A 5,062-nucleotide genomic window follows, 5' to 3' on the forward strand; every position below is an offset into this window, starting at 1 on the left:
GAGAAGTAAGCGAGGATTTTACTGAGTCCGTTCCAACGGCTACGGGAGACCCAGCGACAGATTTAATGACGAATGCTTACTATAGAGGCGCTCTTTCCCTTACATCCCATAGCGCAAATGCTACAAGCGGAACTACTAAAGAAGATTTAGAAAATGATATTTTAAGTCAAGGTGATATGATATTTTTATTGAATATTACCAATAATAATTTAAAATGGGCATCGTATTATAGTAACGAAGTCTGGACCTCAACTGATGAAGAAGTATCAACCTATCTTGAAGGCGACTTAAGAAATAGCTTGGAATACCAAGTATTAAAATCTGGTTCTAAATATTCCGTGAACAAAGTATATGATGGTGGTATTTATACTGTTGGTTATACAAGCAAATCATATATAGAGTTTACTATCTCTGGCGATAACATATCCATTACATGTATAGAGGGATTCTCATGGGATAATGTGGCAGATGGGGGAAATTATAAATTTAGTTATAAAACTACTTATGAGGGAACTTTGACTAATTATACTCCCACAACTCCTGGCATGTAATAAAGTTTTTGTTTAAACTTATTTACTAAATTAAAGGCGTCATATTTAATGTGATGCCTTTTTATTTAAAGTCATTGCAAGGCTTTGCTTGAAGCAATCCATTTTGTATAAAATTTCTTTAACTTTGGATTACTTCGGCTATCGCCTCGTAATGACGGCGCTATTTTATTTATTGTCATTGCGAGGCTATTTTATAACCGAAATAATCTATTTAAATTGGATTAACTACGACTTTCGTCTGTAATGACGGCGCTATTTATTGTCATTACGAGCGACTGATAAGGAAGCGAAGTAATCTACAAAAAAGAAAATTTATTATTTTGGATTGCTCGCCAAGGCTTACCCTTCCCACAGGGACGCAAAAGCGAATGACGATGCATTTTTCTCGTCATTGTTTTCTTTGACAAATTTTATTTTTTATATTATAATATTTAGATAAAAATTAATAAATAAAATAACAAATAAAGGATTAAAAAAATGACAAAAATTCAAAAAACTTGGACGACAAAAAAAGCGATTAAAATAATTATATGCATTTCGTTTCTACTTTTAATATCATGCGAAGATGAAACTTCAAAAGCTAGCAAGGAATTAAAATTGCAAAACGAAAATTTAACAGTATCCGATTTAAACGAAAGCGATTTAATAGGAAAATCTTTTATTCTTTACAATATGTTCCCAGATTATAATATTAGCATGTCTTTCTATAATTCAAACAATCAAGTATTCGGTTGGGCGGGAGTAAATACTTATAGAACTTCTTATACTAAAAATAACGGCGAAGTAAAGTTTTCAGGAATTGCCAGAACGAGAATGTCGGGACCGCGAGATATAATGGAAGCGGAAAATAATTTTGTCCGATATTTGGAAGACGCTAAATATATGTTTTTGCAAGATAACGATTTGGTAATAATAACTTCCGACACTACGGTATTAAAATTCAGAGAAAATATTATTGATACGAACGAATTAAACGGGAAAAAATTCAGATTATCGAATATGTTTGAAGGAACGGAAATAACATTATCTATAGAAAATAATTCGTTTATTGGAAATTCGGGAGTTAATATTTATAATATACCGTTTGAATTAAATAATAACGAAATAACGATAGGACAGCATGGAATTTCCACTTTAATGGCGGGACCTGAAAATGATATGAAAGCGGAAGACGAATATTTGAAATTTTTGAATTTGGCTAAATATATATCGTTCGATAATTATAATTTATGCATAAAAACCGCCGACAATCAAATATTATTATTCGATTTAACGGAATAATTTTTACATTTTTCGTTTAATAATGTTTTATATAGTGGCGACAAAGTAATTTGTCGCGCTCTTAAAAGATATATATACAAACCCATTACTTTTAAAGCCCTATAAAATTATCGCTCGATAGTTTTATAGGGTTAATTTTATATAGCTTAATATTGATTAATTAAAAAATTTATTTATAATATTAAAAATAAAATTAGAATTAAAAAATAAATAGGAATAACAAATTGAAGTTTTTAAAAAATATAATAGAAAAATATAAAAATATAAATATAAATCAATTCAAAAAATTTTATATAATCGTTGTAGGAATAATATTTTTTATAACCACAATAATATTTTCATTTCTTATAGCGGATATTATAATTCAGCCCGACATACAGGCTATAGAATTATACAAGCCTACAATTCCCACAAAAATTTACGATATAAAAGGAGAAGTTATTTCGGAATTCTTTACCGAACAGCGCGCTTTGGTTGAATATAAAGATTTGCCCGAGCATTTGATAGAAGCGATAATTTCTATGGAAGACAATAATTTTATGAGACATGACGGAATAGATATTATTGGAATATTCAGAGGAACTATAGGAAATATGATTCTTGGAAGAAGACCGCGAGGAGCAAGCACATTGACTCAGCAAGTAGCGAGAGGAATAGTTTTGAAATCGCGTGAAAGAACTATAACGAGAAAATTAAGAGAGATTTGGGTTACTTTTCAAATAGAAAAAAGATTGACTAAAGAAGAAATTGTGACTTTATATTTCAATCAAATATTTTTTGGGCATTCGGTTTACGGAGTGCAGGCTGCCAGCAGATTCTATTTTAATAAAGATGTTCAAGATTTGAATTTAGCGGAGTGCGCCATGCTTGCAACTCTTCCCCCTTCTCCAAACGCTTATTCTCCGATTAATAACCCGAATACATCGATGCAAAGGCATAGAGTTGTCCTTAAAAGAATGAAAGACATGAAATTTATAACGGCTGAAGAAGGAAACATCGCGTATAAAGAATTTTGGGAATCATACACGGGAAAAATCGGAAGAAGGGGAACTACCGCCTATAGCGCGTCCATAGACAGAGCGCCTTATGTTACGGAATATGTGAGAAGAATGCTTATAGAAAAATACGATGAAAAAACCTTAAAAGAAGACGGATTAAAAATTTATACGACTATAGATATTGAAAAACAGGAAGCCGCTCAAAAATTATTAACGGAAGCTTTAAGAAATTATAATATAAGATACGAAGGCGGTTCTTTGGATATTAGCTCCGTTTACGATAGAAGTCTTTTGAATAAACTTGAAATATTATCTTTAATGTTCGAGCTTCCAGAAGATTTGACTTATAATAAATTCAATATTGCCGTTAGAGATTCGATAAATAAAAATGTTTCGAGTCCTTTGGCTTTGATGTCGGATATTTTCGGAATGGAAGAAGTAAACGATATAATGATGGAAGTTATGAAAGCGGACGAAGCGGAACTTTCAAGGCAGATAGAAGGCGCTTTGGTTTCGATAGACCCGAGAAACGGTTATATAGTGTCGATGGTTGGAGGTTCTGGTTTCACTCCAAGAAATCAATTAAACAGAGTGACTCAAGCGAGAAGGCAGGCGGGAAGCGCGTTTAAGCCTTTCGTTTATGCCGCGTCTATGGATATTACAAATTATAGTCCTTCGACTATAGTAAGCGATGCGCCGATAGGTTTCGTATTCGAGGATGGAAATTCATGGATACCGAAAAATTACTCCGAAACATATAGAGGAGATGTGAGTTTAAGATACGCTTTAGCCGTTTCCCTAAATATAGCGACTATAAATGTTTTGAATTATGTCGGAGTGACAAACGCTATAAAATATATGGAGCCGATATTTAAAGCGGGCAATGACGAAAGAAAATCAAAAAGAATGTTTAACGCCGATTTGACTTTGTCGCTCGGAACGGGACTGTTTACTCCGCTTGAACTAACTACAGGATTTGCCACGATAGCGAACGAAGGCAAAGAAGTGGAGCCGATTTTGATAAGATATGTTACCGATAGAAACGATGTTATGATTGACAACTTTGAAGAAGAATTAAAAAAAGAAATCGAAGAAAGAGGCGGCGCAAAGCAGGTTATGAGCAGGGAAGTCGCGTATTTGATAAGCGATATATTGTCGGGCGTATTGAGAGGAGGCACTGCTACAGGCGCGATGTATGAGGCAAAATTTACGAGAATGGGAGCGGGAAAAACGGGAACTTCAAACGATTGGAAAGATGCATGGTTTGTCGGCTATACTCCAGAGCTTGCCACGGGAATATGGATTGGTTTCGACTCTTTCAAATATTCTCTCGGAAATAATCAAGTCGGCGGAAGAGTAGCGGCTCCGATTTGGGGAAAATATATGGTTGAGGCGCTTAAAACCGTAAAACCCACTTGGTATAAAAAGCCCGCGAATATAGTAAATGTGGAGGTATGTTCCATAAGCGGAAAATTGCCGAGCGATTCATGTTATTCTTTAAAATCGGAACTCTTTATTAGAGATAAAATTCCAAACGAAATTTGTAATGTATGCGCGAATTATTTGCAAGATTCGAGCGAACTTGACAGTATAATAGATTCTTTTCTCGATTATTGATAGAGTATAAAATGAATAAAATAATAAATATAAATTCTAATATTTTAAGATATAAAAATATTCTTGCGATTCCTTCCATTCATTCGAGAGTTTATTTTTCTTTAGCCGTTAGAGAAGCGGTAGAAGAGTTTAAACCAGACGCTATAGCTATTGAGCATCCTGAAAGTTTTAATAAATCTTTAAGAGAAGCGGTTAGCCGACTTCCGTTTATAAGTTTGATAATAAGAGAGGATGAAAACGAAGCGCTTTATATTCCTATAGACCCATGCGATTCTATTATCGAAGCCGTGAGACTTGCGATAGACGAAGAGATTCCATTTTTTCCGATTGATAAAGATGTAAATTCGATTAATCCTAATTCGCATTATTTGATGCCAGACGATTATTTATTAAACAAAATAGGACTCGAAAAATTTTATAAAGAAGTTAAATCAAATTATTCTTTCTTCAAAACTGACGCGGATAAAGAGCGGGAAATTTTCATGGCTTATAAATTAAACGAACTTTCTAAAAATTATAAAAGAATATTATTTGTAGTCGGAATGTCTCATTGGGAAAATATATTAAATATTATGAAGAAAAACGATTATTCCAAAATAAACGATTTTCAAAACA

At 33.2% G+C, this 5,062-nt stretch carries 4 protein-coding genes; all 4 read left to right on the forward strand.

All coding sequences use genetic code 11. From position 1 onward, the window contains the following. Positions 1 to 551: hypothetical protein (locus tag EZH24_RS14055; RefSeq protein ID WP_161976112.1), on the forward strand; the 551-nt coding region annotated here is incomplete at its 5' end. Positions 552 to 1,028: 477 nt separating this feature from the next. Then, positions 1,029 to 1,832, forward strand: a complete 804-nt coding sequence (locus tag EZH24_RS07045) for an META domain-containing protein (RefSeq protein ID WP_137998419.1) — start codon at positions 1,029 to 1,031, stop codon at positions 1,830 to 1,832. Between the two features lie 224 nt (positions 1,833 to 2,056). After that, positions 2,057 to 4,447 (forward strand): penicillin-binding protein 1A, encoded by a 2,391-nt coding sequence (locus EZH24_RS07050; protein ID WP_137998420.1) that lies wholly within the window; start codon positions 2,057 to 2,059, stop codon positions 4,445 to 4,447. An 11-nt stretch (positions 4,448 to 4,458) separates the two neighbouring features. Next, positions 4,459 to 5,062: TraB/GumN family protein (locus EZH24_RS07055; protein WP_473807427.1), on the forward strand; the 604-nt coding region annotated here is incomplete at its 3' end.

Origin of the sequence: Brachyspira catarrhinii (genome assembly GCF_005518285.1) — a bacterium.
Lineage (GTDB): Bacteria > Spirochaetota > Brachyspiria > Brachyspirales > Brachyspiraceae > Brachyspira > Brachyspira catarrhinii.